18 protein-coding genes are annotated in these 23724 nt (G+C 57.2%); 6 read left to right on the top strand and 12 right to left on the bottom strand.

Features of this window, described 5'->3' with window-relative positions; translation table 11 throughout:
• Nucleotide 1 precedes the first annotated feature (1 nt).
• From ACI5FR_RS27325 to ACI5FR_RS27305, 5 genes are all read right to left on the bottom strand, one after another.
• A complete protein-coding gene (locus ACI5FR_RS27325; RefSeq protein WP_405460401.1) occupies nucleotides 2-1606 on the bottom strand; it encodes a coproporphyrinogen III oxidase in 1605 nt (534 codons plus the stop codon).
• A 115-nt stretch (nucleotides 1607-1721) separates the two neighbouring features.
• A complete protein-coding gene (locus tag ACI5FR_RS27320) occupies nucleotides 1722-1895 on the bottom strand; it encodes a hypothetical protein (RefSeq protein ID WP_405460398.1) in 174 nt (57 codons plus the stop codon).
• Nucleotides 1896-1995: 100 nt separating this feature from the next.
• On the bottom strand, nucleotides 1996-2436 hold the full coding sequence (gene dtd / locus ACI5FR_RS27315) for a D-aminoacyl-tRNA deacylase (RefSeq protein WP_405460396.1): 441 nt from the start codon (nucleotides 2434-2436) through the stop codon (nucleotides 1996-1998).
• Between the two features lie 5 nt (nucleotides 2437-2441).
• On the bottom strand, nucleotides 2442-4628 hold the full coding sequence (locus ACI5FR_RS27310) for a RelA/SpoT family protein (RefSeq protein ID WP_405460394.1): 2187 nt from the start codon (nucleotides 4626-4628) through the stop codon (nucleotides 2442-2444).
• Between the two features lie 159 nt (nucleotides 4629-4787).
• A complete protein-coding gene (locus ACI5FR_RS27305; protein ID WP_405460392.1) occupies nucleotides 4788-9068 on the bottom strand; it encodes an S-layer protein in 4281 nt (1426 codons plus the stop codon).
• Nucleotides 9069-9288: 220 nt separating this feature from the next.
• Between ACI5FR_RS27305 and ACI5FR_RS27300 the strand changes: the two genes are divergently transcribed.
• Genes ACI5FR_RS27300 through ACI5FR_RS27280 form a run of 5 tightly spaced genes read left to right on the top strand, consistent with a single transcriptional unit; the run spans nucleotide 9289 to nucleotide 14533 of the window.
• Nucleotides 9289-10869, top strand: a complete 1581-nt coding sequence (locus tag ACI5FR_RS27300) for a spore germination protein (RefSeq protein ID WP_405460390.1) — start codon at nucleotides 9289-9291, stop codon at nucleotides 10867-10869.
• Complete coding sequence (locus ACI5FR_RS27295) at nucleotides 10866-11963, top strand: GerAB/ArcD/ProY family transporter (RefSeq protein ID WP_405460388.1); 1098 nt, start codon at nucleotides 10866-10868, stop codon at nucleotides 11961-11963. Before ACI5FR_RS27300 ends, ACI5FR_RS27295 begins: the two co-directional genes overlap by 4 nt.
• A 1-nt stretch (nucleotide 11964) precedes the next feature.
• On the top strand, nucleotides 11965-13176 hold the full coding sequence (locus tag ACI5FR_RS27290) for a Ger(x)C family spore germination protein (RefSeq protein ID WP_405460387.1): 1212 nt from the start codon (nucleotides 11965-11967) through the stop codon (nucleotides 13174-13176).
• 17 nt (nucleotides 13177-13193) lie between these two features.
• Nucleotides 13194-13439 (top strand): hypothetical protein, encoded by a 246-nt coding sequence (locus ACI5FR_RS27285; protein ID WP_405460384.1) that lies wholly within the window; start codon nucleotides 13194-13196, stop codon nucleotides 13437-13439.
• On the top strand, nucleotides 13436-14533 hold the full coding sequence (locus ACI5FR_RS27280; RefSeq protein WP_405460382.1) for a GerAB/ArcD/ProY family transporter: 1098 nt from the start codon (nucleotides 13436-13438) through the stop codon (nucleotides 14531-14533). The genes ACI5FR_RS27285 and ACI5FR_RS27280 overlap by 4 nt, the downstream gene beginning before the upstream one ends.
• A gap of 61 nt (nucleotides 14534-14594) precedes the next feature.
• Here ACI5FR_RS27280 and ACI5FR_RS27275 read toward each other — a convergent pair whose 3' ends face one another.
• The 6 genes from ACI5FR_RS27275 to ACI5FR_RS27250 form a co-directional block, all read right to left on the bottom strand.
• A complete protein-coding gene (locus tag ACI5FR_RS27275; RefSeq protein WP_405460380.1) occupies nucleotides 14595-15107 on the bottom strand; it encodes an adenine phosphoribosyltransferase in 513 nt (170 codons plus the stop codon).
• Nucleotides 15104-17548 carry a single-stranded-DNA-specific exonuclease RecJ gene (gene recJ, locus ACI5FR_RS27270; RefSeq protein WP_405460378.1) on the bottom strand — a complete coding sequence of 815 codons (2445 nt, stop codon included), beginning with the start codon at nucleotides 17546-17548 and terminating at the stop codon, nucleotides 15104-15106. The genes ACI5FR_RS27275 and recJ overlap by 4 nt, the downstream gene beginning before the upstream one ends.
• 46 nt (nucleotides 17549-17594) lie before the next feature.
• A complete protein-coding gene (locus ACI5FR_RS27265; RefSeq protein ID WP_405460376.1) occupies nucleotides 17595-18548 on the bottom strand; it encodes a cation diffusion facilitator family transporter in 954 nt (317 codons plus the stop codon).
• 60 nt (nucleotides 18549-18608) lie between these two features.
• Nucleotides 18609-19535 (bottom strand): protein translocase subunit SecF, encoded by a 927-nt coding sequence (gene secF / locus ACI5FR_RS27260; protein ID WP_405460374.1) that lies wholly within the window; start codon nucleotides 19533-19535, stop codon nucleotides 18609-18611.
• Entirely contained in the window at nucleotides 19525-20757 is a 1233-nt protein-coding gene (gene secD, locus ACI5FR_RS27255) for a protein translocase subunit SecD (protein WP_405460373.1), read from the bottom strand. Before secD ends, secF begins: the two co-directional genes overlap by 11 nt.
• 144 nt (nucleotides 20758-20901) lie before the next feature.
• On the bottom strand, nucleotides 20902-21180 hold the full coding sequence (locus ACI5FR_RS27250; RefSeq protein ID WP_405460371.1) for a post-transcriptional regulator: 279 nt from the start codon (nucleotides 21178-21180) through the stop codon (nucleotides 20902-20904).
• A gap of 179 nt (nucleotides 21181-21359) precedes the next feature.
• Here ACI5FR_RS27250 and spoVB point away from each other — a divergent pair, with 179 nt between their 5' ends.
• Nucleotides 21360-22919 (top strand): stage V sporulation protein B, encoded by a 1560-nt coding sequence (gene spoVB / locus ACI5FR_RS27245; RefSeq protein WP_405460369.1) that lies wholly within the window; start codon nucleotides 21360-21362, stop codon nucleotides 22917-22919.
• A 7-nt stretch (nucleotides 22920-22926) separates the two neighbouring features.
• On the opposite strand, the gene ACI5FR_RS27240 is transcribed toward spoVB, so the two are convergent.
• Nucleotides 22927-23544, bottom strand: coding sequence for a DUF421 domain-containing protein (locus ACI5FR_RS27240; protein ID WP_405460504.1), 618 nt, complete (start codon nucleotides 23542-23544; stop codon nucleotides 22927-22929).
• Nucleotides 23545-23724: the final 180 nt, after the last annotated feature.

Genomic DNA, 23724 nt, shown 5'->3' with positions numbered 1-23724 from the left:
GTCAGCCTGTCGTTTTGCTTGGCAGCGCGTAAGCTTCGTCGAGCAGCTTCAGCTTTTTGTCCAAATATTCCTTGTAGGCTTGGTTGTAAACGGAAGGCTCCTTCGGATTCGGGAACCGTTCGATTCGGCGGTGCTCATTACCGTCCGCGTCGGTCTCTTTGGCGAACAGCACTTTGCTCACCGCTCCGCAGCCGACTCCGATAATCGTCTGCCGTTCCTCCATCATCACGATGTTGTACAGGCTTTCCCGGCCCTCGAGCGAGTATCCTACGTTCTCCAGGTTCCCCAGCATGTTCTTCTGCCGGTACAAGTAATATGGCACGTACTCGTGCTCCTCCATGAACTGATTCGCCATATCCATCATCTCGCCGATCTCGTCGCGTTCCGCCACCTCGTATTGATCGCGGTTCTTCGTCATCTTGGACGCGCGCTTGAAGGACAACGTATGCACGGTGAGCGACTCCGGCAGCAGCTTCGCCGTCTCGTCCAGCGTATACCGGAACTCCTCGACACCTTCGTTCGGCAACCCGATGATGAGGTCCATGTTGATGTTGTCCATGCCCATCTCGCGGGACAGCACAAACTTCTCGATCGTCTCCTCCACTGTATGGTGGCGGCCGATTTTGTCCAGCGTCAGCTGGGTGAAGCTCTGGGGATTGATGCTGATGCGGTCCACATTCCACTTGCGCATGACGCGCAGCTTGTCCGGCGTGATCGTGTCGGGGCGGCCCGCTTCTACGGTCAGCTCCCGCACCTTGTCCATCGCCGGGAACGAATCGTGCAGCGTCACGAACAGCGCGTCCATCTCTTCGGCCGTGATGCTCGTCGGTGTCCCTCCGCCCCAGTAAATGGTCGTGATGCCGAGCCCGGCTTGCTTCAGCCAACGTCCGGTCTCGCGAATCTCATGATGGAGCCCATCAAGGAACGAATTCACCGAACCGTTGTTGCCCCGAATGTCGTACGCCGGAAACGTACAATAAGCGCATTTCGTCGGGCAGAACGGGATACCGATGTAGACGCTGACCTCGTTATCCATCTCAAAGAGATCGGGGATCACCTTCAGCTGGCGTTCGGCGATATCGGCCAGCAGCTTCGCCTTCGCGTCGCTCAGCAAATACTCTTCCTGCAGCAGACGGATGCTCTCCTCCCGGCTGTGTTTCATCAGCAGATTGTGCATGAGCTTCGTCGGCCGGACGCCGGTGAGGATGCCCCAAGTCATGCTGAGCCCCGTCAACTGCTCCAATACCTGAAGCATGGTCGAGCAAAGAACTCTCTTGATCTCTCGCGCTTGCCCTTCCGGCGACCGGCTGTTTAGTTTGCGCGCTTCCTCATGCGTGTAACGCTCCCCATCCTCTCGCAGCGACTCAAGCGTCACATGAGCGTTCGCTTTGGCGGTATCAGGCTGCATTTCGAGGGTGAGGGTCATGCGCCATTGCGGTTGCCCTTCTCCCTCGCTGTTATCAGCCACCTCAGCGGCATGGACTGCACCTTGCTTGGCATCGTCCTCCGCGTACTGCAGCTCCACCTCTTCATAGAACAGCTTCCATGTATGAAAAATGTCCATCCGGTATCCGGTAAACCCGTTTTGAACAATAAGTGCCTTCATGCCCTCTTAACCTCCTCTAACAAGCTTGCCACCCGTCCAGTGTACCACAGCTAAACCTAAAAATCCTCTACCGTGGCGGTAGAGGATCTGGACGATTAAGCCAAATGGCGACCGTTCACCTGATAGGTCGACGCGGCGACATTTTCACCGATGCCGAGCCTGCCGCCCACTCCTGGGCGCTCTCCATTGTGAAGGCGGCTCCGTGCAAGCCGATAGACTGGTGCATGTCGTTGTGCAGCAGCCGGTTGTCGGCCTGGAGTACGATCGTTTCTTTCTTCGCGTGACGCATAGTCCGGCTCTCCTTGACGAGTTGGGCGGGATGCCGGAGGCACCCGGCCCGATTACGCCTAGTGTTGCCATTCCGGGGAGCGCCTATGCTTCAGCTGCAACTATTTGCTGTCTACCACGAGTGTGACCGGCCCCCAGTTCGTCAGCTCGACGTCCATCATCGCGCCGAATCGGCCGGTCGCGACCTGCACGCCTTGCTCGCGCAGATGAGCATTGAACCGCTCGTACAGCGGTTCCGCCAGCTCCGGCCGGGCCGCCGCCATGAAGTTCGGCCGCTTGCCCTTGCGGACGTCCCCGTACAATGTGAACTGGGACACCGACAACGCCTGCCCGCCTACATCGAGCAGGGACAAGTTCATCTTGCCCTCGGCGTCTTCGAAGATGCGGAGCCCGGCGATCTTCTCTGCCAAGTAGCGCGCATCGTCTTCGGTATCGGTGTGTGTCACGCCGACAAGCAGCACGAGTCCGCTCTCGATCTGGCCGACGACATCGCCGTTCACGGTCACCCGGGCTTCCTTGCTTCTCTGGACTACTACTCTCATCGCTTCTACCCCTGCATAATTCTTTGGACGGAATAGACGTCCTTCACACGCTTGATCTTCTCCACGACCGATTGGAGGTGGTCGATATGCTTGATCAGGATCGTCATATGAATGATCGCCATCTTGTTCTTGTCCGAGCGTCCGGAGACGGCCGAGATGACGGTCTTGCTCTCCGAGACGGCCTGCAGCACTTCGTTCAGGAAGGCACGGCGATCGTGGCCCGTAATCTCGATCTCGACGTGGTAATTCGACTCGACGGTCGATTCCCACTCCACGTCGATCATCCGGTTCAGGTCGTCCTCTTCCCCCGCCGGGATGTTCGTACAGTTGCTGCGATGCACGGACACACCCCGACCGCGGGTAATGTAGCCGATAATCTCGTCGCCCGGCACCGGGTTGCAGCACCGCGCGAAGCGCACGAGCAAGTTGTCCACGCCCTTCACCCGCACCCCGTGCGTTGGCCGCGACTTGCGCTCCGGCGATGCCGGCTTGACGTCCCGCACCTCGGACGTGAGCTCGAGCGCGTACTGCATCTCTTCCGCTTCCCGGCGCATCTTCTCCGTCAGCTTCGTACAAATCTGCGCGGCGGTTATGCCGCCGAACCCGACGGCGGACAGCATGTCTTCGATGTCGTTGAAGTTATATTTTTTGCACGCCTCGAGCAGCTTCTCGTCCGTCATGAACGTGGACGGCTCCAGACCGAGCCGCTTCAGCTCGCGCTCGATCAGCTCCCGGCCTTTTTGCTCGTTTTCCTCGCGGCGTTCCTTTTTGAACCATTGCTTGATCTTGCTGCGGGCATGCGACGATTGGGCGATCTTGATCCAGTCCTGGCTCGGCCCGTACGAATGCTTCGAAGTAAGAATCTCGACGATGTCGCCGGTACTCAGTTTGAAATCAAGCGGTACGATCCGCCCGTTCACCTTCGCCCCCACGGTCCGGTTCCCGATCTCGGTATGGATCCGGTAAGCGAAATCGAGCGGGACAGACCCTGCCGGCAGCTCGATCACTTCCCCCTTCGGAGTAAAAACGAAGACGAGGTCGGAGAAGAAGTCCATCTTCAGCGACTCCATAAACTCCGAGGCGTTGCTCGTCTCCTGCTGCAGCTCGAGAATTTCGCGGAAGAAATTCATCTTCTCGCCGAACGTGCCCCCCGGGACGACTGCGCCTTCCTTGTACGCCCAGTGGGCGGCGATGCCGAATTCGGACGTGCGGTGCATGTCCCACGTGCGGATCTGCACCTCGAGCGGCTCTCCGCTCGGCCCGACGACCGTCGTGTGGAGCGACTGGTACATATTCGTCTTCGGCATGGCGATGTAATCCTTGAACCGGCCCGGCATCGGCTTCCAAAGCGTATGGATGATACCGAGCGTGGCATAACAGTCCTTGATATTATCCACGATGACCCGGATCGCCAGCAGGTCCAGAATTTCGTTGAACTGCTTGTTTCGGGTCGTCATCTTCTTATAAATGCTATATATGTGCTTGGGCCGCCCCGAGATATCGCCCTCGATCCCCATCTCGGCCAGCTTGTGGCGAATGTTCTCGATAATATCGGCGATGTATTGCTCGCGCTCGGTCCGCTTCTTCTGCATCAGATTCACGATACGGTAATATTGCTGCGGGTTCAAATAGCGCAGGGCGATGTCTTCCATCTCCCACTTGATCGCGGAGATCCCGAGCCGATGGGCGATGGGAACGAAAATCTCCAGCGTCTCATGGGCGATGCGCCGCTGGCTCTCCTCCGACTGGAACTTGAGCGTGCGCATGTTGTGCAGCCGGTCCGCCAGCTTGATGAGAATAACGCGGATGTCTTGGGCCATGGCGACGAACATTTTGCGATAATTCTCGTTCTGTTGCTCTTCCTTCGACTTGAACTGGATCTTCTCCAGCTTGGTCAGACCGTCGACGAGCATCGCGCACGTCTTCCCGAAATGCTGCTCCACCGCGCCGAGCGAGACGGTCGTATCCTCGACGACATCGTGCAGCAGGGCGGCGATGATCGACGTCACGTCCATCTGCATATTCACCAGAATGTCGGCGACCGCGAGCGGATGAAGAATATATGGTTCGCCCGACTTGCGCACTTGCCCGTGATGGGCCTTCTCGGCGAATTCGTACGCTTCTTCGATTCGTTTGAGGTCGCTCTCCTTCAGGTACGCGGCGGCCCGTTCAAGTAACTGCTCAATGCCCATCGTTAAACCCTTTCTATATCTTGCGTTCGCACGTCTATTTCTCTCATTATGCCTGTCTCGCGTCACTGCGTCAACTATCGGGGTTTTTCGCCAAAACCCGCTGGAAAAAAAGGAAAAAAGAGCCCGAAGGCTCTCTTCCCGAATCTAGTATTACGGGGGCTATTGCTCCCAATGGACGATCCCATAGGTGCTCGTCTCGGCATGCCGGATGACACCCGTTGTTGTGCCGTCCGCTTCAACGAACTTGGCCGGTACGTTTTGAATGCGTCCTTCTTTTTTGTCGAAATCGACCGCTTTTACTTTTGGTGTCAAGCTTTCCGGGACGGTAATGGAGAAGGTGACGTCCTTCTTGCCTACATCGTCCAGCTCCGCGGTCACGCTCCCCGCCTGGGCGCTTAACTCCACCGTATACGCGCCGCTTACCAGTTCTGCGCCGTTCGCTTGCACGATCGCGTTCAGAGCGTCCAGCTCGGAGCCAATCTTGCGCTCCAGGGTGAGGGCGAATTGAATGTCCGCCGCAGGAACGCCGAGCTTCTTCGCCAGCTTGGCGGTATCCAGCGCATCGGCCGGCATTTGGAAGGCGGCCGCTCCCGATTTCACCGTGAGCAGTGCATCCTTAAAGACTAATCTTGCTTCTACTAGCGCTTGTGCGGCAATCCGCACTTGGGCGACTACCGGTTGGCCAGGCACTTCTACTAGGAGTTGGTGCCCATTCGTGCCCTGCGACTTGAGCAGCTCAACGGCTCTGCGGACCATATCCGCATCGATCGTGACGATGACCGCTGGCTGACCGTTCACGACCGACGACTCGATCGTGGTGGCCGGGAGCGTTACCCCGTCCGGGCGCGCCTCCGGCGTAGCCGTGCTCACCGTCAAGCTGGCCGTTGCTTGCTTGCCTTCATAGCTGGCGCTAATGCTCACCTGGCCGGCACGGATCGCATGGATCAGAGCATTCGCTTCCACAGCAGCGACGCTATTGTTGCTGCTCTGCACAGAAGCCTGGGCGGTCACGTCTTGGCGGCTCGCGTTGTCATAGACCGCTTCCACCTTCAGCTGTGCGGTCTCGCCTACCTTGAGAGCACCGTTCGTGCCTGTAATCTCGAGGCTCACGAGCTGCGGCCGTACATAGGTGAGCGAGATTGTCTTCTCGTTCGTCAGCTTGCCGTCGACGTATACGGTGAACTTAACCGCGTTCGCTCCTTCTTGAAGCGCCACGGTTCCCGTGAAGTCCCCGTTCTGGCTGACCGTCGCCGGCGTGCCGTTCAGCTTCACCTCGACCGTCGACCCGGCGCCCATCACCTTCACGTTCCCTTGAATGCTCGGAGCAGCCGTGCTCACCGTCTTGCCGTCATAGTTAGTGAAGCCCGACAGTGCGGCCGAACGAATGTCGTCGCCCGCCTTGTACGTATTCGCCAGCAGCTGACGCTTCGTCCGGATGCCGCTGTCGTCGATCGCCGACACGACCATCCCGCCGGCCGGAATCGTGCTGTTGTTGCTGTCTGGAGCCGACCAGTTCCATGTCGAAGCTTGCGTCTTGTTCACGACGGTCGTGACTTTACCGCTCGCGTCTGCGACGACTTCTACCCCGAACTTGTTCGTTCCGGTCGACGTGCCGAACTCTTCGTTATAGACGTTCATATCGCCCGTATTCCGGTTAATGTTGTAGTAGTCCGCTTCGATGAACGATTGCGGATTCAGCGGGTTGCTCACGCCGATCTGATAATCCTTGACGTATTCCACATCGTCGATCGAAGCTTTCACGACCGGCCAGTTGGCAAGCGAGGCATCGAACAGCATGAGCCCATTCGAGCTGCCCATCGCGGTCTGGAAAATTTCGCGCTGCAGCGATGGCTCCTGCAGGTCCGCCAGCGCCATGCCCGCATACAGCGGAACTGCTCCGTTCGTGACGATCGAGTCCAGCGTGATGTAGCGTTGAATATCCTTGGTCGTGCTATAGTAAGTACCTACCATGAGGAAGTCCATGTAATTGATATAACCGGTTTTATAATATTCCGGGGTATAGATCGACTCCGTCGGGAAGCCTAACCGGCTGTCATAACGGAAGTCCGGGCTGCCCCAATGGACGCCGTTCAAGTAATACGATTCATACCAGGCGCCTACGTAGGCGGACAGTTGAATCGGCTTTTGCTTGGAAGCTTCGTATACATCCACGAGATCGTGGGTTTCTTTCACGAAGCTTGAGATCGTGCCGGAGCGGAACTCCCACCAGTCCTGGATCAGCGGGCCATCCGTCCGTTTGCCGCCTACGTAGGTGAAGATGTCGGCCGGCCAGTTGTTCAACTGCTTGCCGCGCGCTTGCAGGAACGCTTGGAATTTCGCCTTCGTCACGTCGCTGAAGTCCGCCGTTTCGTTGTCGTAACGGCCGCGGTCGAGGATGATGCCGTCGACGTCGTAGTTTTTGAGCACTTCCTCGAACGTCTTCAGCTGATACTGGCGCACTTGATCGTTAGCCGGATTCACGAACAGCACGAGCGCCCCGTTCGCCGCCCCCGCCAATCCACGTTGGCCGTAGTCGCTCTCTCTCAAGCGCTTGATGGCGCCACCATCTTCCGGACGGAATACTTGCTCCTCCCAATCGAGGTGCTGGTCGATGACGGCAAAATCTTTCTCCGCGATCGAGCCTTCCGCGAACACGTTGAATGCTGCATGCAGCTTCATGCCCAATGTATGGCTGTGCGTCACGAACAAGTCCAGCAAGTCCAGATTCGGATTCGAGCCGCTGCGGATCGGAGACGTCATCTCGCTCACGTACGGGCGGTTCGTAAACTCGTTCTTTTTGTAGGAAACGAAGCCTTCGACGCCTTTCACGTCAAACGCTACGTCGGTTACGCCCGCCTCCTTCGCTTTATGCAGGAAGTCGTACACCGCTTGGCTCGATTGCAGCTTTCTCGCATTCGAAGCCTGATCGACCCACAAAATGATTTGTTTCTCCGTGCCGAGGGACGGACGGCTGTAGACGATGACCGACTTCTTCTCCCTCACCACGTTATCCTTGGTCACAACCAGATCGATATAGTTCGGTCCGGCTGTCAGCTGCTTCTCATACGAGAAAGTCCCGTCCGCTTGCAGGGCGACCGGCTGCCCGTCTACGGTCAGCGATACTCCCGTCGAATTCGACACTTTGCCGGTTAGCGTCGTCTTAGTGTCTGTGATCGTATACATCGGCATATTGTCCAGCTGCAGGCGCGGATTGCCGCCCAGCCCCGTCATCACATCGGAGACGGACACGACATTGCCGTTCTTGCGGAGCTTGGCGATGTCCCCCACCTTGAACTTCGTGGCGAGGTACTTCTTGATGTCATAGGTCGCGTAGCTGTTATCCTGCGCCATGACCACATAGCCGCCGGTCGGAATCTCCAGATTGGTCGGGCCGGTCCAGCTCGGCGTGCCGCCGTTCACGGACGGATTGACCATCCGCGTGACATGGCCGGTGGCGTCGACTTGGATCGCGACATTGTACTGCGGAACTTCGATCGAAGGGCCGTACTCCGTCGTGAAGAGCGCGATAATGTTGCTGATGCCGGAGACGTCCTTGTCGATGTAGTTGATCCTCTTCTTCGGCCCTTCCACCACGACCGTAATGTCAAGCGGCGGCGCCTCGATCTCGATGACGTCTCCCGTTGCCGGCTCATAGACGATCGACAGCGACTGCTCCTGCAGCGGCGCACCGTCCTTGAGCAGCTTCACGACGATCGTGTTCAGGCCTTCGGTGAGCGCCACCGCTTGACTGAACGAGCCGTCAGCTTGCACAGTAGCCGCCGTTCCGCCCACGGTAACGGATAATCCCGCGTTCGGAGCATACTGCGTCACTTTGCCTTCGATGTTATATGTAGCGGTCGTTACGGTCATACCGGACTGAGTCGTCAGCAGCAAGGCCGGCTGCAGGAAGTCGGCTGCCGTGACCGTAACCCCTCCGCGCTCCAAATGAAGGGCGCTGTCGCGCAAATCGAAGAGGGATTGCCTAGGCTTTGGCGCCGTATTCCACGAGGAATCGCTCGCGATCAGCACGAAGCCGCCTGGCGGGATGTCGATATACTGATCGGCCTCCCATTGGGTCGAGCCCGACACCGGCAAGGACAGCGGACCGATCACATCGGTCGTCACGCCTTGTGCGTTCACTTGGATCGCGACATTAAATTTCTTCACAAATACTTTGTCGGTGTAGACGGTATTGTTCGTAATGCCAGCACCGCTCGTGTACAAGGCCACATAGTTGCTCTTCTGCGTCGGACTGTTGACGTTGAAGTTGACGTAGTCCACCTTCACCTGCTTGCTGCCGTCCTGCGACACGGCATAAACCGCGTCCGTCACGCTGGTGATGCCTGCGTCGTCCGCGGCCAACGCCCCAATCGGCGGCAGCAGCGTGAGCAGCAGCGCGAGGATCAGCAGCACATTCAGCTTGTACATCCGTCTTCCCATAACTTCACTCTCCCCTTAACCTATTAGAATGAGCGTACCTTGCCATTATAATTGGGAGCGGTTACACACATAAGGGAAAATGATGACCTTTTTTTGGATCATGATGACTTCTTATATATCGGCGCCTACCGCGGCGTGTCTCCCCGTGCATGAATTAGCGGATTATGGAAACGATAACATGTACACCTTTCTTACACTTCCATCATCCAAAAGGGAACCTATGAATACGACACCGACTAAAGGCGGCGCTTCGCAACCCAATCATCCGATCTCCACCGAACTGGAATCGAATATCGAATCGCTCCACTCCCGGCTGGGAGCAAGCCCTGATATCGTCATCCGCATCATGGACCCTGCAAGCGGATGTGCGGACGGCGTACGGTTTGCCTTTGTATACCTCGACGGATTGGTAGACACCGCGAGCGTCAATTATATGATCGGTGAGCTCTCCAAGAGGATTCAATCGGAGTTGCCCGAGCTGGGGAGCCCGGACGTTTTTTTCCGATTCCTCAAAGATCAGGCGCTCGCTGTCGGTGGGCTGAAAGAAGCTCGAACGCTGGAGGACGTATTCAGCTGTCTATTTAACGGCAGCACCGCGATCTTATTGGACGGTTCCACCATCGCCCTGACCGCCGATACGGTGGGCGGGAGCATGCGGGCCGTGGAAGAGCCGAGCTCCCAAACCGTCGTTCGAGGGCCGAAAGAAGGGTTCACGGAAAACGTTCGAACCAACATGGCCTTGCTGCGCCGCAAGATTAAATCGCCGGATCTCCGGTTCGACGTCAAAATTATTGGAAGCAACACCCAAACGAGTGTCGCCGTCGCATACTTGCAAGGAGTCGCGAAAGCGAAAGTGGTCGCGGAGATCCATAAACGCCTGGATTCGATCGAGACGGACAGCATTCTGGAGAGCGGATACATCGAAGAGTTTATTCAGGACTCCACGTTCTCGCCGTTTCCCACCGTTCAGGACACCGAACGTCCGGATGCGGCTGCCGCCGCGATTCTGGAAGGCCAAATCGTCATAATCGTGGATGGAACGCCGTTCGTTCTAATGGCGCCCGTCACGTTCTTCAAATTTTTTCAATCGAGCGAGGATTATTACCAGCGTCACGACATCTCGACGTTTCTGCGCATCATTCGTTACAGCTCGTTCTTCTTAACATTGCTGCTCCCCTCGCTCTACATTGCGATAACAACCTTTCATCAAGAGATGCTGCCTACCACGCTGCTGATCAGCTTGGCCGCCCAACGGGAAGGCGTGCCCTTCCCTGCCTTGTTCGAAGCGATGCTCATGGAGGTTACGTTCGATGTGCTCCGCGAGGCCGGCGTTCGCATGCCGCGCGTCATCGGACCCGCCATCTCGATCGTGGGCGCCCTCGTGTTGGGACAAGCCGCCGTACAGGCCGGCCTCGTGTCCGGGGCTATGGTCATCGTCGTGTCGTTTACGGCCATCGCGAACTTCGTGATTCCCGCTATCAGTATGGCGAATGCCGCCCGGCTGATCCGCTTCACGCTCATGATTCTCGCCGCTACGCTCGGTCTGTTCGGCATCATGTCCGGATTGATGGTGCTCCTGATCCATATGGCGGGCTTGCGATCGTTCGGGGTTCCGTATCTGATGCCGGTTGCTCCATTTGTGAGAGGAAATTTGAAAGACGTTTTTATCCGCGTTCCCTGGTGGGGGATGAATACGCGTCCCAAAGGGTTAACCTCCAACAAGGTCAGGCAAAAGCCCAATCAAAAGCCGGCACCGCCCCAAAAACAAACCGATTCGGAGGGAGGGGAGAGGGGATCATGAACCAAAAAATATCGACTGTACAAGCTACTTTGTTAGTCATGAGCACGATTCTGCCGACCGCCATTTTGACGGTTCCCAGTCATGTGGTGCGTTTCTCCAAGCAGGATAGTTGGATTTCTATCGTACTCGCCACGATGTTCGGGGTAGCGGTTGCGGCCTTAATCGCCTTGATCTGCCGGACGAATCCGAATCCGAGCTTTCTCGAGTGGCTGCGATCCCGACTGGGCCGAACGCTCAGCACAGGGATCGGCTTGTTGCTCACATACTATTATTTTTCCACGGGGCTTATCATTCTCCGGGAATTCATCAATTTTTTGAGCGAAAATGTGTTGACCCTAACACCGGCCTCCGTGCTGATTATCGTCTCCGTAGCTGTGGCGATGTATGGGGCCAGCCAGGGGATTGAGGTCATCGCGCGGATCAATCTGGTAGTCGTGATGGCCGCGTTGCTCTTTTTTACCGTGATGGCGCTATTGCTACTCAAAGAAGTTCATCCAAAATTGCTGCTGCCGATCTGGGATCAACCTTGGCACCTTATCGTTCAGGGCAGCCTAATTCCGGCCAGCTGGCTGTCCGAGGTCGCGATCGTCTTGCTGATCGCTCCGTTCCTGACCCATCCTCAGCATGCTGGGAAAGTTGGAGTCACGGGAGTCGTTCTCGCGGGGGCCGGACTCGGCGTCGTGGTCCTCTCCGCCATCTCACTATTCGGTCCGCATCTCATTCAGCATATGGCGTTTCCCACGTTTAATATGATCGGGATCATTCAATTGGGCCGATTTTTGGAACGCGTCGACCTCCTCTTCATCTCGATCTGGATCAGCATGATGTATGTGAAAATCTCGATCTTCATGTTCGGCGCCTTTCATTGCTTTGTCCAGACGTTCCGCGTTCGGAGCGAGAAGCCCTTCCTGTTCGCGCTGGGGCTCACCGCCATACTTAGTTCTTTATTTTCCTGGGCCAAAACTCCGTTATTCAACTACTTCAATGCATACGCCCTTGTCCCTTTGCTGCTGACGTTCAATGTTATCCTTCCTTTCATCATTTGGCTCTGCCTCCGTATGACTAGTCCGGGATCGATGAAAGGGAAATCCTGACATGCACAACCTTAGAGTATTCGCACTATTGCTCTTGATCTGTACCGTTCTCCCCGGATGCTGGAATCGAATCGAGCTGAATGAGCTCTCGATCACATCCGCCACCGCATTCGATCGCGATGGAGAGGAATGGGTCATTACGTATCAGGTTATTACCCCGTCCGCGATTTCGGCAGGCATGGGGACTGCCAGCGGCGGCACCGCCCAATCGCCCGTATCCGTCTTTTCCACGCGGGGGCGAACCATCAGGGAAGCCGTTAACCATGCGTCTATGGAACACTCCCGCCGGCTTTTTTTCTCACATAACAACGTCCTGTTGATCAGCGAGCAAGTAGCTCGCTACGGACTGAACCAAATTCTGGATCTGCATTATCGCAACCCCGACGCCCGCGAAACAGTGAGTGTGCTGATTACGAGCGGAAGCGCCAGGTCCGTTCTCGAGCAAATCATGCATACCGAGAAAATTCCCGGCATGGGCATCCGCACAATCATGATCAATGAATCTGAGATCACCTCGATGCTGCCCAACGTGATGCTGTATGAACTCTCCATGACCATGACCGGTCCTGCCAAGAGCGCAGTAATCCCCGAAATCATCGTGTCCGGGGAGCCGAAGGAAACGTCTATGGATGCATTAAAAAAAACGTATTCTACATCCAAATTCCGATTGGATCGACTCGCTGTGGTCCGGGAAGACAAGCTGGCCGGATGGCTCACGAAAGAGGAAGGCTTCGGGGTATCCTTTATTACGAATAAAGTTAAGATAAGCGGACTTGCGTTTTCCTGCAATCAGCCCGACGGACAAGGTTATAACTCTACATTCCGAATACAATCGTCCACCACCAAGCTAAAGCCCAAAAAGCAAAACGGCCGCTTCGTCATGGACGTGGAGATTACAGGGGACGGGGTTTTGATGGAGAGCGGCTGTGCCTTGGACCTGACCAACCCCGACGTTGTGAAGCAGCTGGAAAAGCAAGTCGCGGAGGAAATAACACGCATCGTGAACAAATCCTGGCAAGCGACCAAACAGCTGCGTGTCGATGTACTGGGGTTTGCGGACGCCATTCATCGCAAATATCCCAAGGACTGGAAAACCCTGAAAGACGACTGGGCTTCCGAGTTCGTCAAGATCGAAATGAAGCCCCATGTCACCGTCTCTATGGATCGGATCGGGCTTAGCAACAAAACGTTCCAAACTCCGGAAAAAAGGTGATTAGGATGAGTGCGGGGATGAGGACGGCCCTCTGGGTCGCCGTGTACGGCATCGGTCTCTACGCGGGCATCCGGGCGATGCTCGGAAAAGGGAATGGACGGGATATCGTCTGGTACGTCCTGATCCTGGGATGGTGTGCCTATTTAAGCCTGGGTAAGCTGTACGGGTGGCCGCTCTTGACGGCCGTATCCCCGCTGAACGCCTTCTTCCTGCCTGCAGGCAAGTGGATTGTACAGCTGATGGGAGGTCTGCCAAGCGAATGACCGACAGCACGGAACGGATTTCAACAAAACAGATCGCGGGCATGATCGTGCTGTTCGAGATCGGCAGTACGCCTTTGTTCCTCATCGGAAGCAAAGCAAAGCAGGATGCATGGCTGGCGATGGCGTTCGCCGCCGTCTTCGGGCTGCTGCTCGTAGGGCTGTTCCTCACGATCCAGCAGAGGGAACCCGGACTGAATTTGATGGGGATGCTGAAACTGTACTTTGGCCGCGTCCTCGGGACTGTTGCAGGCTTATCTTACATCGTGTACTTCGGTTACGAATCGATGCGCAATGTGAGAGACTTCGGCGAGTTGATGACGATGTCCCTTCTCACCAGTACGCCTATGTCCGTGATCATGCTGTTCGTCGTCCTCATCGCCGTTTACGGCGTCTACAAAGGGACGGAAGTGATTTTCCGGATTTCCGAGGTATTATTGCCGGTGGTCATCGTCAGCTATGCCATTCTCGTTCTCCTGTTGTTCGTTTCGAAAATCGTTCATTTCCGCATGCTAGCCCCCATAGCGGAGAACGGCCTAGGTCCTGTACTCCGGGCAGCCTTTCCGGACATCGTGTCGTTTCCGTTCGGGCAGATGGTCATCTTTCTTATGTTTTGGCATTTGAACGGCAACACTCGGATCCCTGTGAAATCGTCAATCGGCGCCTATTCGGCGGTTGCCGGCTTCTTAATCTTTATGAATGCGCTCAATCTGGCCATTCTGGGGCCGACTCTTGCCGGTATGAGCGCCCTTCCTTTCCTGCAATCCGTCCAGCTGATCTCGGTCGCGCACCTTTTCGAGCGTCTGGACGTCTTCGTGACTTTCTTGATTTACATCGGGTTGTTCATGAAGATGACCGCCTTCTTCCTATGCGCCGTCCTCGGCTTGGCCCAATTGACCGGAACATCCTATTCCCGCTGGGCATTCCCCATCGGCTGCGTGATCTACGGCACCGCTTTCCTCGAGCCGAATTATACGTATCACATTTCGATCGGGTTCAACACCAGCCTGAAGCTGTTCACCATTTTTCAAATCGCCATCCCTGTCGTCCTGCTGCTCATCATGCTGCTGAGGAAGAAGAGAGGGATTCTCTCTTGAATGCTAAAAACCGCCCGCTCCGATTCGGAGATGGCGGCTTGCGCTTCACGCGTGAGTTGACTCAGTATGTGACGAGCGACATCACGTCGATGTTGCCCAGCTTGTCGCGCCCGTTCAGGTACGACAGCTCGATCAGGAACGCCGCGCCGACAATTTGCCCGCCCAGCTGCTCGATCAGCTTGATCGACGTCGAGATTGTCCCGCCGGTGGCCAGTAGATCGTCCGCGATCAAGACGCGCTGTCCCGGCTGGATCGCATCCTTGTGCATCGCGAGCTTGTCTTTGCCGTACTCCAGGTCGTACCCGGCTTCCACCGTCTCGCCAGGCAGCTTCCCGCTCTTGCGGATCGGCACGAACCCTACGCCGAGCGCGTACGCGAGCGGGGCGCCGACGACGAAGCCGCGGGCTTCCGGACCGGCGATCAGGTCAATATTCTGTGACTTGTAGTGCTCGGCCAGCCCATCGATCACGCTCCGGTACACCTCGCCGTTATTCAGCAGCGTCGTAATATCCTTGAACCGAATACCCGGCTGCGGGAAGTCGGGGATGACGCGAATGTAGTCTTTCAAATTCATACGGGAACCTCCAATGGAATGAAATCAAGCCGTTTCTTCGTAATCCAGTCCGTCAACTCTTGAGCGGTGGAATAAATCAAAGCCGATTCCATCGCCAGCCGCACTTGCCGTTCGCGATACGAGGGGGCCGACTCCAGCTCGGCCCGGGCCGGTTGGGGGACGGTCTGCATCCAGCTCTCGGACCGCTCCACGAACGACAGCTCCTCAAACACTACAAGTATAAACCGAATCGTCTCCGGTGACAAACCCGTTTGGCTGGCAAATTGTCCGATACTCCGGTCGTCTTCCATGGACCATCGCCCGGTATGTATTAGGAGGGCGTACACCTTCTTGAACGTCTCGCGCGCCGGCAGCTTCCAATCGTCCGTATTCCAGTCGGCGAACACGGGATAGATCCGTTCCACCGAGGCCGCAGCCTTCAGCAAGCGGTGCAGCGACGCTTCCGCATTCGGCAGCGAATAGAGCACGAGATCGGTCACGTCCGCGAGCGGCACCTCCTCTGCCGCCGCGTCCAGCGGCACCGCGCCTCGCTCCGCATCCCAGCCGTATATCGGCCACCCGACAGCTTCGACCAGCTTCCGCTCCCGCCTCCAGTGGTAGCTCGACTCGATGACGAGCGCACGCCGGGACGGAGCGATGCGGCTGATCTTGCCGGCCGCCGACCGGCTGCCGTCCAGCTCGCCGAGCTTCTGGGCGAGCCGCTTCTGGCCGCGCCAGTCGAACACCTGGAGCTCGCCGACGCGCATGTCCTGAAGCAGGAGCTGGGGCTTGCGCACCCCGTTCCATTCGTTGATCGACAGCTCGCCGATCAGATCCACCTTCGCCGTAGGCGACAGCAGCTCCGTGAGCGGTCCCCAGCCGAACCCCACCGCTTCCACCGTGACGGCAGACTCTCTCAGGCTCTGCACCAGCTGCAGCTTCAGATGCTGCTTCTCCTTGCCGAGCAGCCGCATGTCCTGAACGGCGAGCCCGGACAGCTGGACTCTTGGAGACGGATTGCCCATCCCGAACGGAGCAAGCGCCTCAATCTGGCGGATGCTGTCCACCGAGACTTCGTCCAGCGCGAATTCCGCGTCGACCTGCAGCACGGGAACGAAATCGTCCTCGTTCAGCCAGTCTTCGGCCAGCTCGTTCAGTCGATCGCCGAACGCCCCGATCGCCTCCCGGGCGAGCGTCATGCCTCCGGCCGCTTGATGCCCGCCGTAATGGTCCAACAGGTCGTCGCACTTCGAGAGGGCGCGATGGATGTCGTAGCCGGCGATCGACCGGGCGGAGCCTTTGGCAATCCCTTTCTCCGCATCGATGCTAAGGACGATGACCGGCCGGTAAAACCGCTCCAGCAGCCGCGCCGCCACGATCCCGATTACGCCGGTGTTCCAGCCCTCCCGGGCTACGACGATCACCGGCCGCAGAGCCGACTCGCCTTCCGCCTCCAGCAGCCGGAGCGCTTCATCGGTCATCTCGTCGACGATCCGCTGCCGCTCCTTGTTCAGCCGGTCGAGTTGCTCCGCCAGCCGCTCCGCTTCGTCCAAGTCGTCCGTCGTCAGCAGCCGAAGCGCATCGCCCGCATGCTGCAGCCGCCCGCTGGCGTTGATCCGCGGCGCCAGGGAGAAGCCGAGATGGGTGGCTGTGATCTCCTTGCCCGCAAGGCTGCATACGCCGAACAACGCCTGAAAGCCCGGATGCCGGGTGGCCGCCAACCGGGACAGCCCCAGCTTCACGATGCAGCGGTTCTCCCCGAGGAGCGGCATCAAATCGGCGACCGTCCCCAGCGCCGCATATTCGGCCAGCTCTTCCGGTATATCGCCCAGCAAGGCGTGAGCCAGCTTCCAGGCGACTCCTACTCCGGCCAGCTGCTTGTTCGGGTATGGGCAGCCCGGCTTTTTCGGATTGATGATCGCATAAGCATCGGGCAATTGCTCCGGCGGCTCATGGTGATCGGTCACGATGACCTCCAAGCCCAACTGCGTCGCATAAGCGACTTGCTCGGTGGCGCTAATCCCGGTGTCCACCGTGATCAGCAAGGAGACGCCCGCCTCGCGGGCGGCATCGAGCGCTGCATTGTTGAGGCCGTAGCCCTCGAGCATCCGGTGCGGGATGTAGGTGTCGAAGTTCGCCCCTAGCATCCGGAGCAGCTGCGTCATAAGCGCAGTGCTGCTTACTCCGTCAGCGTCATAATCGCCGTAGACTCGAATTTTCTCCCCGTTCTGCAGCGCCTGCCGGATTCGTGCGACCGCCGCATCCATCCCATCCAACAGAAAAGGATCATGTACATGATCCTTTCCCCCGTTTAAGAACCGGTCCGCCTCCTCTACGGTCGTCATGCCTCGGGCTACGAGAAGTCTGGCGACGGCAGGGTGTATATTCAGTTGGGCGGCCAGCTGCTCCGCTGCCGGAGAATCGCTTGCCGCCGCCGTCCATCTTGCTTTTGAATGAAGCATGTTGTTCCTCCTGGGCCCCCCGCTTCATCGCTCCGTTCCCGCCGCCTTAATGCAGCAGGGTCGGGTGTTCGGATTGATCGGAATCCACATTGTTTTTGTACGGGTACCCCGGATCATATGGATTGACGTGAATCATCACGTCGGAGACATGGCCGAACCGGCGCAGCAGCTGCTGCTTGACGCATTTGCCGATCTCGTGGCCTTCGAACACGGTGATTCTCGGGTTCACGCTGATTTTAATATCTACTATGACATAATGGCCGTGTTCTCTCGCTCGCAGCTCATTCACCGCGATGACGCCCTTCACCCGCTGGGCCGTGTCCAGCATATCTTCCGTTTCTTCCTTGTGCAGCACATGTTCGATCGCCACATGAACCGATTCCATCACGATCCGGTATCCCATCCGCAGCACGAGCAGCGCCACGAACAGACCGGCGGCCGGGTCCGCATAGTACAGCCACGGCTGGCCGAGGTAATCCCCCAATACCGCGCCTCCTACGCCTAACAGAACGGCGATGGAGGACAGCACGTCGGTCCGATGGTCCCAGGCGCTAGCGATCAGGGCTTGGCTGGAAATTCTGCGGCCGAGGCGGATGCTGTATTGAAACAGCCCTTCCTTCACCACGATCGCCACGCCTACCGCGATGAGCGCGTACCATTCCGGAGGGGCTTCCACGCCGCGGAAGATCGTCTTCACAGCCGACAGGCCGATCTCCAGGCCGACGAGCAGGAGCAAGACCGAAACGACGATGGCGGCGATCGATTCCGCCTTGCCATGTCCGTAAGAATGGTCCGCGTCCGCCGGCTTCTTCGCCGCCTTCAGACCGATCAGCACGGCGATCGAGCCCGCCACGTCGGAGGCGGAGCTGGCCGCGTCGGCGATCAGCGCTTTACTCCCCGACAGCAGGCCGACGACGGCTTTCAGCACCGTAAGCATCACATTGCCGACTATGCCCAACCAAGCAGCAAAACGAGCTTTTTCAAATCGCTGCTCTGTCATATTGCCACCCCTTGAACCTATTATGTTTGACGCACGGCCATGAGCTCCGCATCGATTGCTTTAGGATTGCTTCGCCGCGACCGCTACTTTTCTCGATTTCATCGACTTGCGCTTCAGCAGGAACCACATCGGCGTAGCCAGGCAGATCGAAGAGTACACGCCGCTCACCAGGCCGATAATTTTCGCCAGGGCAAACAGCTTGATGGACTCACTGCCGAAGATGAATAGACACAGGGCGGCCACGAGTACGGTAATGACCGTATTGATGGAGCGGCCCATCGTCTGCCAAATGCTCTTGTTGACCAAATCCGCGAGGTCCTCCTCGGTCCGCAGCTTGGAGAAGCGGATGTTCTCCCGGATCCGGTCGAGAATGACGATCTTATCGTTGATCGAATACCCGATCGTCGTCAGAATGGCCGCCACGAACGGCAAGTCGACCTCGAACCGGAAGATCGAGAAGATGGCGATTACGAAGAACGCATCGTAGAGGATGGTCACGATCGCCGACAGCGCGAACCGCCACTCGAACCGGATCGTCACGTACAGACAAATGCCCAAGCTCGCGATCGCCACGGCGATCAGCGCTTTTTTGCCGAGCTCCTTGGCCATGTCAGGCGTCACCGTATTCACTTCGGTCGACACTTGCGGGCCGTAGGCTTTGACGAAGACGTCCGTGACGGTTTTCTTGTCCGGATCGCTCAGAATATCGTCGAATCGGGCCGACACGCGGTCGCCCGCATCTCCGCCGATCGTTCGGACCGCCGGCACGAACCCGGATTCCTCGAACAGCTGATCCGCCTGCTCAACCGTAATCGATTTGCCGAGCGAGATGTCCATCGAAGTCCCGGATTTGAAATCGACCCCATAGTGGAGATTGAACAGCAGCAGCATGACGATCCCGACTACGGTAACGGCACTCGACAGGATGAAGAAGATGTTCCGGTGCTTAATGAAATCGAAATGGGACTTGTAATCTTTAAAGTGCACGGATCTCCGCCTCCTTCACGCCGTAGTAGCCTGGTTTCTTGAACAGATTGGAGCGGATCAGCAAGTGAATGAGCAAGCGCGACAGGAAGACGTTCGTCAAGATGCTGACCAGGATGCTGACGATCAACGTCAACGCGAATCCACGGATGGCACCGTTCCCGATGTAGTATAGTACCGCGCCGGCGATAATGTTCGTGATGTTGGCGTCCATAATCGTCCGGAACGAATGCTTCGAACCCGCCTTCAGCGAGGAGAGCAAGCTCTTGCCGCTGCGGATCTCTTCCTTAATCCGTTCGTACATGATGATGTTGGCGTCGACCGCCATCCCGATCCCGAGCACGAGCGCGGCGATGCCGGGCAATGTGATCGTCGCGTTCATGAAGTTGAACATGAGCAGGACCGCCCATGTGTACGTAATGAGCGTGATCGAAGCGACTACCCCTGGAATGCGGTAGAACGCGATCATAAAGATCAGAATGAGCAATGACCCGATAATCGCCGCCTGCACCGTCTGGTGCAGCGATTGTTGGCCCAGTGTCGCGCCTACGGACTGAGTATATTTCTCGGTCAACTTGAGCGGCAGGGCGCCCAGGTTGATCGTATCCTTAATCTTCTTCGCTTCCTCGTACGAGTAGCTGCCGGAGATCGTCGCGTTGCCGTCGGACAACACGGACTGGACGACGGGGGCGGACAATTCCGTTTCGTCGAGATAGATGGCGAGCTTTTGGCCCAGCAGCTTCTCCGTCACGGCCTTGAATTTGGCCGCATCCTTCACCTTGATATGAATCTCGGGCTGGTTCGTGCTGCCGAAGCCGACTTCGGCTCCGCCCTCTACGAAATCGCTACCAACTAACTCCTTGGTGCCGTCCGGTCCGCGGAAGCTGAGCTCGGCCGGCTTTTTCAGCAATTGGCGCACTTCGTCCTGGTTCTCCACGCCTGCGAGCTTCGCGCGAATCCGGTTCGTGCCTTCGGTCGTCACTTCCGGTTCGGCAACGCCGCTCGCATTGGCCCGCTTCTCCAGGCTCTTCGCCGTCTCCACGAGCGAATCCCGCGTAATGGCTTTGCCGGCCTCGATCGGCTCGGCTTCATACAAAATCTCGAAGCCGCCCTTCAAGTCCAACCCAAGGCGAATGTTTTTCAGCAGATACGGGCTTGTCCCACCTACAACCCCCAAGGCGACTACTACGATTAATAGAAAGGTTACTAGTCTCTTTACATCCATCTAGGCGTACTCCCTTCGATCCTCAATATTCCCATTATAGCCATCCGCAAAATATGAGTCAATTTGACTCGAGTCCGCAAAATTTTGGCTCGGTCCTGACTGCACTCCCATAAGATGAAAGCTCCACAAAAAAAGACCCAACATTTAGAATTGGGCCCCTTTGTATATGCTGAGCGTCATCCAGTTCATCAAGGTTGTGACCTTCAGCGATAAAATATCGTTGACCATTTTGTGCAAAAGCGGTTGACCTTGCTTTCCGTACTTGTCGCTGACGCAGTTCCAGACATCCTGGCCGGTCACGCTGTCGTAGCCCAGCATGCGGAATTCGTCCGCCTTGCTGTCGCACAGCTCCCGAATCGTCTGCCACAGCTCCTGCTCCTCGTCGGACAACCGGCTTTTGTCGATCTCGCTCCCCCACGTCATGCGCTTCCCTCCGTTCTAGAACAGCAGTATTACTGTATTCGCTGCGAACGAGCCGATTCCTGCCTGGCATACGGGCTTGGACCAAAAACTTTGCATGAGCTTGGCCACATGTAGCATATCCATAACTAGGCTCCACAAAAGACATGCCCCCGTACATTGCCCAGGAAGGAAGAAACCGCGTGGACAAACAATCGTTTATAAAAGGAACCATGATCCTGCTTGCGGCCGGCATCGTCAATCGCATTCTCGGCTTCATCCCGCGCATTACGCTGCCCCGCGTCATCGGCGCGGAAGGCGTAGGGCTGTACCAGTTGGGCTATCCATTCATGATCGTCGTCTTGACCTTGATTACGGGAGGCATTCCGCTGGCGGTGGCCAAGCTGGTCGCCGAAGCGGAATCCGAGGGCAATGCGCAGCGCATCCGAACGATTCTGAAAGCATCGCTCTCCATTACGGTCAGCTTAAGCCTGCTCTTCATGGCCGTCTGCATGGCTGCCGCACCTTGGATAACCACCCGGCTGCTGACCGATGCCCGCGTGTACGACACGTTCGTCAGTATGAGTCCCATCCTGCCGATCGTAGCCATCTCCTCCGTCTTCCGCGGCTATTTCCAAGGGCGTCAGAACATGATTCCTTCGGCTGTCTCGGGGATCGTGGAGACCGTGACCCGCATCGTGGCGATGCTCCTCTTCGCTTACCTGCTCCTGCCGTTCGGCGTCGAGAAGGCTGCGGCCGGCGCCATGATCGGGGTCGTCTTCGGCGAGCTGTGCGGCATGCTCGTGCTGCTCTACCACCACAACCGCAACCCGCTTCGCCGGTCGGTGCAGAACTGGATCGCCACGGCCAAGGAACACCGGTTCCGCGAGCAGCTAAGTCGCATTATCTCCATCTCGGTTCCCGTAACCGGCAGCCGCCTCGTCGGCTCGACATCCTACCTGCTCGAGTCGATCATGATCGCGCAGAGCCTTGCGCTCGCGGGCATTGCCACCGGTGTGGCGACGGCCCAATACGGGATGCTGCAAGGGATGGTCATCCCGATCCTGCTGCTGCCCGGGGCGCTTACATACTCACTCTCCGTCTCGCTCGTTCCTTCGCTCTCGGAAGCGGCGGCGAAGAACGACCGGATCACGATTCACAAACGGCTGCACCAATCGCTTAAGCTCGCGCTCGTATCCGGCGCCCCGTTCGTAGTCCTGATGTATATCCTCGCCGAACCGATCTGCTATTATATGTACGGCAATATCGAAGCCGCCCGCATGCTGAAGCTGATGGCTCCGGTCGCCTTGTTCATTTATTTTCAGGGCCCGCTGCAAGCGACCCTGCAGGCGCTCGACCGCCCCGGGACGGCCCTGATGAACACGTTCATCGGAGCCGCCGTGAAGCTCAGCCTCATCGTTTGGCTCGCCTCGCAGCCGCAATGGGGCATCCTCGGCGCGGTCGTGGCGATCAACGCGAATATTATCCTCGTCACGTTGCTGCATTGGAACAGCGTGTCGAGACACGTGAAGTTCCGCATGGACGGCGTGCATTTTTTCAAAGCAGGCATCGGGATGCTCATCATGGCCGCCTGCTGCCACTTCACGATGTATGGAGCTTGGACGGATCAGACGCTGCTCAAATTTTTGGCCGCGTGCTTGATCGGCAGCCTCGTTTACTTGACTTCCATCGTCCTGCTCGGTATGGTGGACCGGGAAGACGTCGGACGCATTCCGTGGATCGGGCGTTTTTTCCGCAGCTGACCGGCCCTCACTTCTTTCGCTTCAAATTGATATACAGCTTCCCTCTATGGTCGATCGAGCAGAAAAACACGTCTTTCAAGTCCGACGCCCCTCGCTCCTGAATTTTATTCTTGAGCCAGAACCGGGTTTTCCCGATCTTCTCCAAATTTTGCTCCTGGACTTTGCCGTCCATGATGAGCGGTAGCGGCAGCCCTTCATAATAAAACTTGCCGTTCCCGGATTGGGTCGCCTGCTCTTTATTTTTCTCCACTACGCTTAGCTTGCCCGACGTTTCCAGAATCGCGAACTCCACATCGGCCACATTCGTCACTTTATTTTCTCTCAGCTGCAGCAGCAAATCATCGAGCGTATACCGCTGCTTCATCATCTCTTTGCGGTTCAGCTCTCCGTTCTCGATTACAAAGCTAGGCTTGCCGTCGAACAAATCCCGGATCCATTGCGACTTAAGCGCGAGAAATGCGATCGAGATCTGAATCAACACCAAGATCGTCATCGGGAGCACGCCGTGCATAATCGGCATCTCCGTATCTTCAATGATGAATACCGCAATTTCGGCGATCATGATCGAGATGACCAGATCGAACACCGACAGCTTGCCGATTTCTCGTTTGCCCATGATTCGCATAATCAGGAACACGACAAAGTACACCAGTACGGTCCGCAAAAGAACGACCCAAGCATCACTGGACGCCAACCCGATCCCCCCGTTCAATATGGATTCATTGGTATTCTGACCATGGCCCACCGGGCTCATGCAACGCTTGGGTGTTCAATAATTGGCAAGGTCGGCCCTTTCCTTGTACTA

This window comes from Paenibacillus sp. HJGM_3, assembly GCF_045062745.1.
Taxonomy (GTDB): Bacteria; Bacillota; Bacilli; order Paenibacillales; family NBRC-103111; genus Paenibacillus_AA.
Note: the sequence above shows the minus strand (reverse complement) of the source record. Positions and strands in the feature narration are given on the sequence as shown.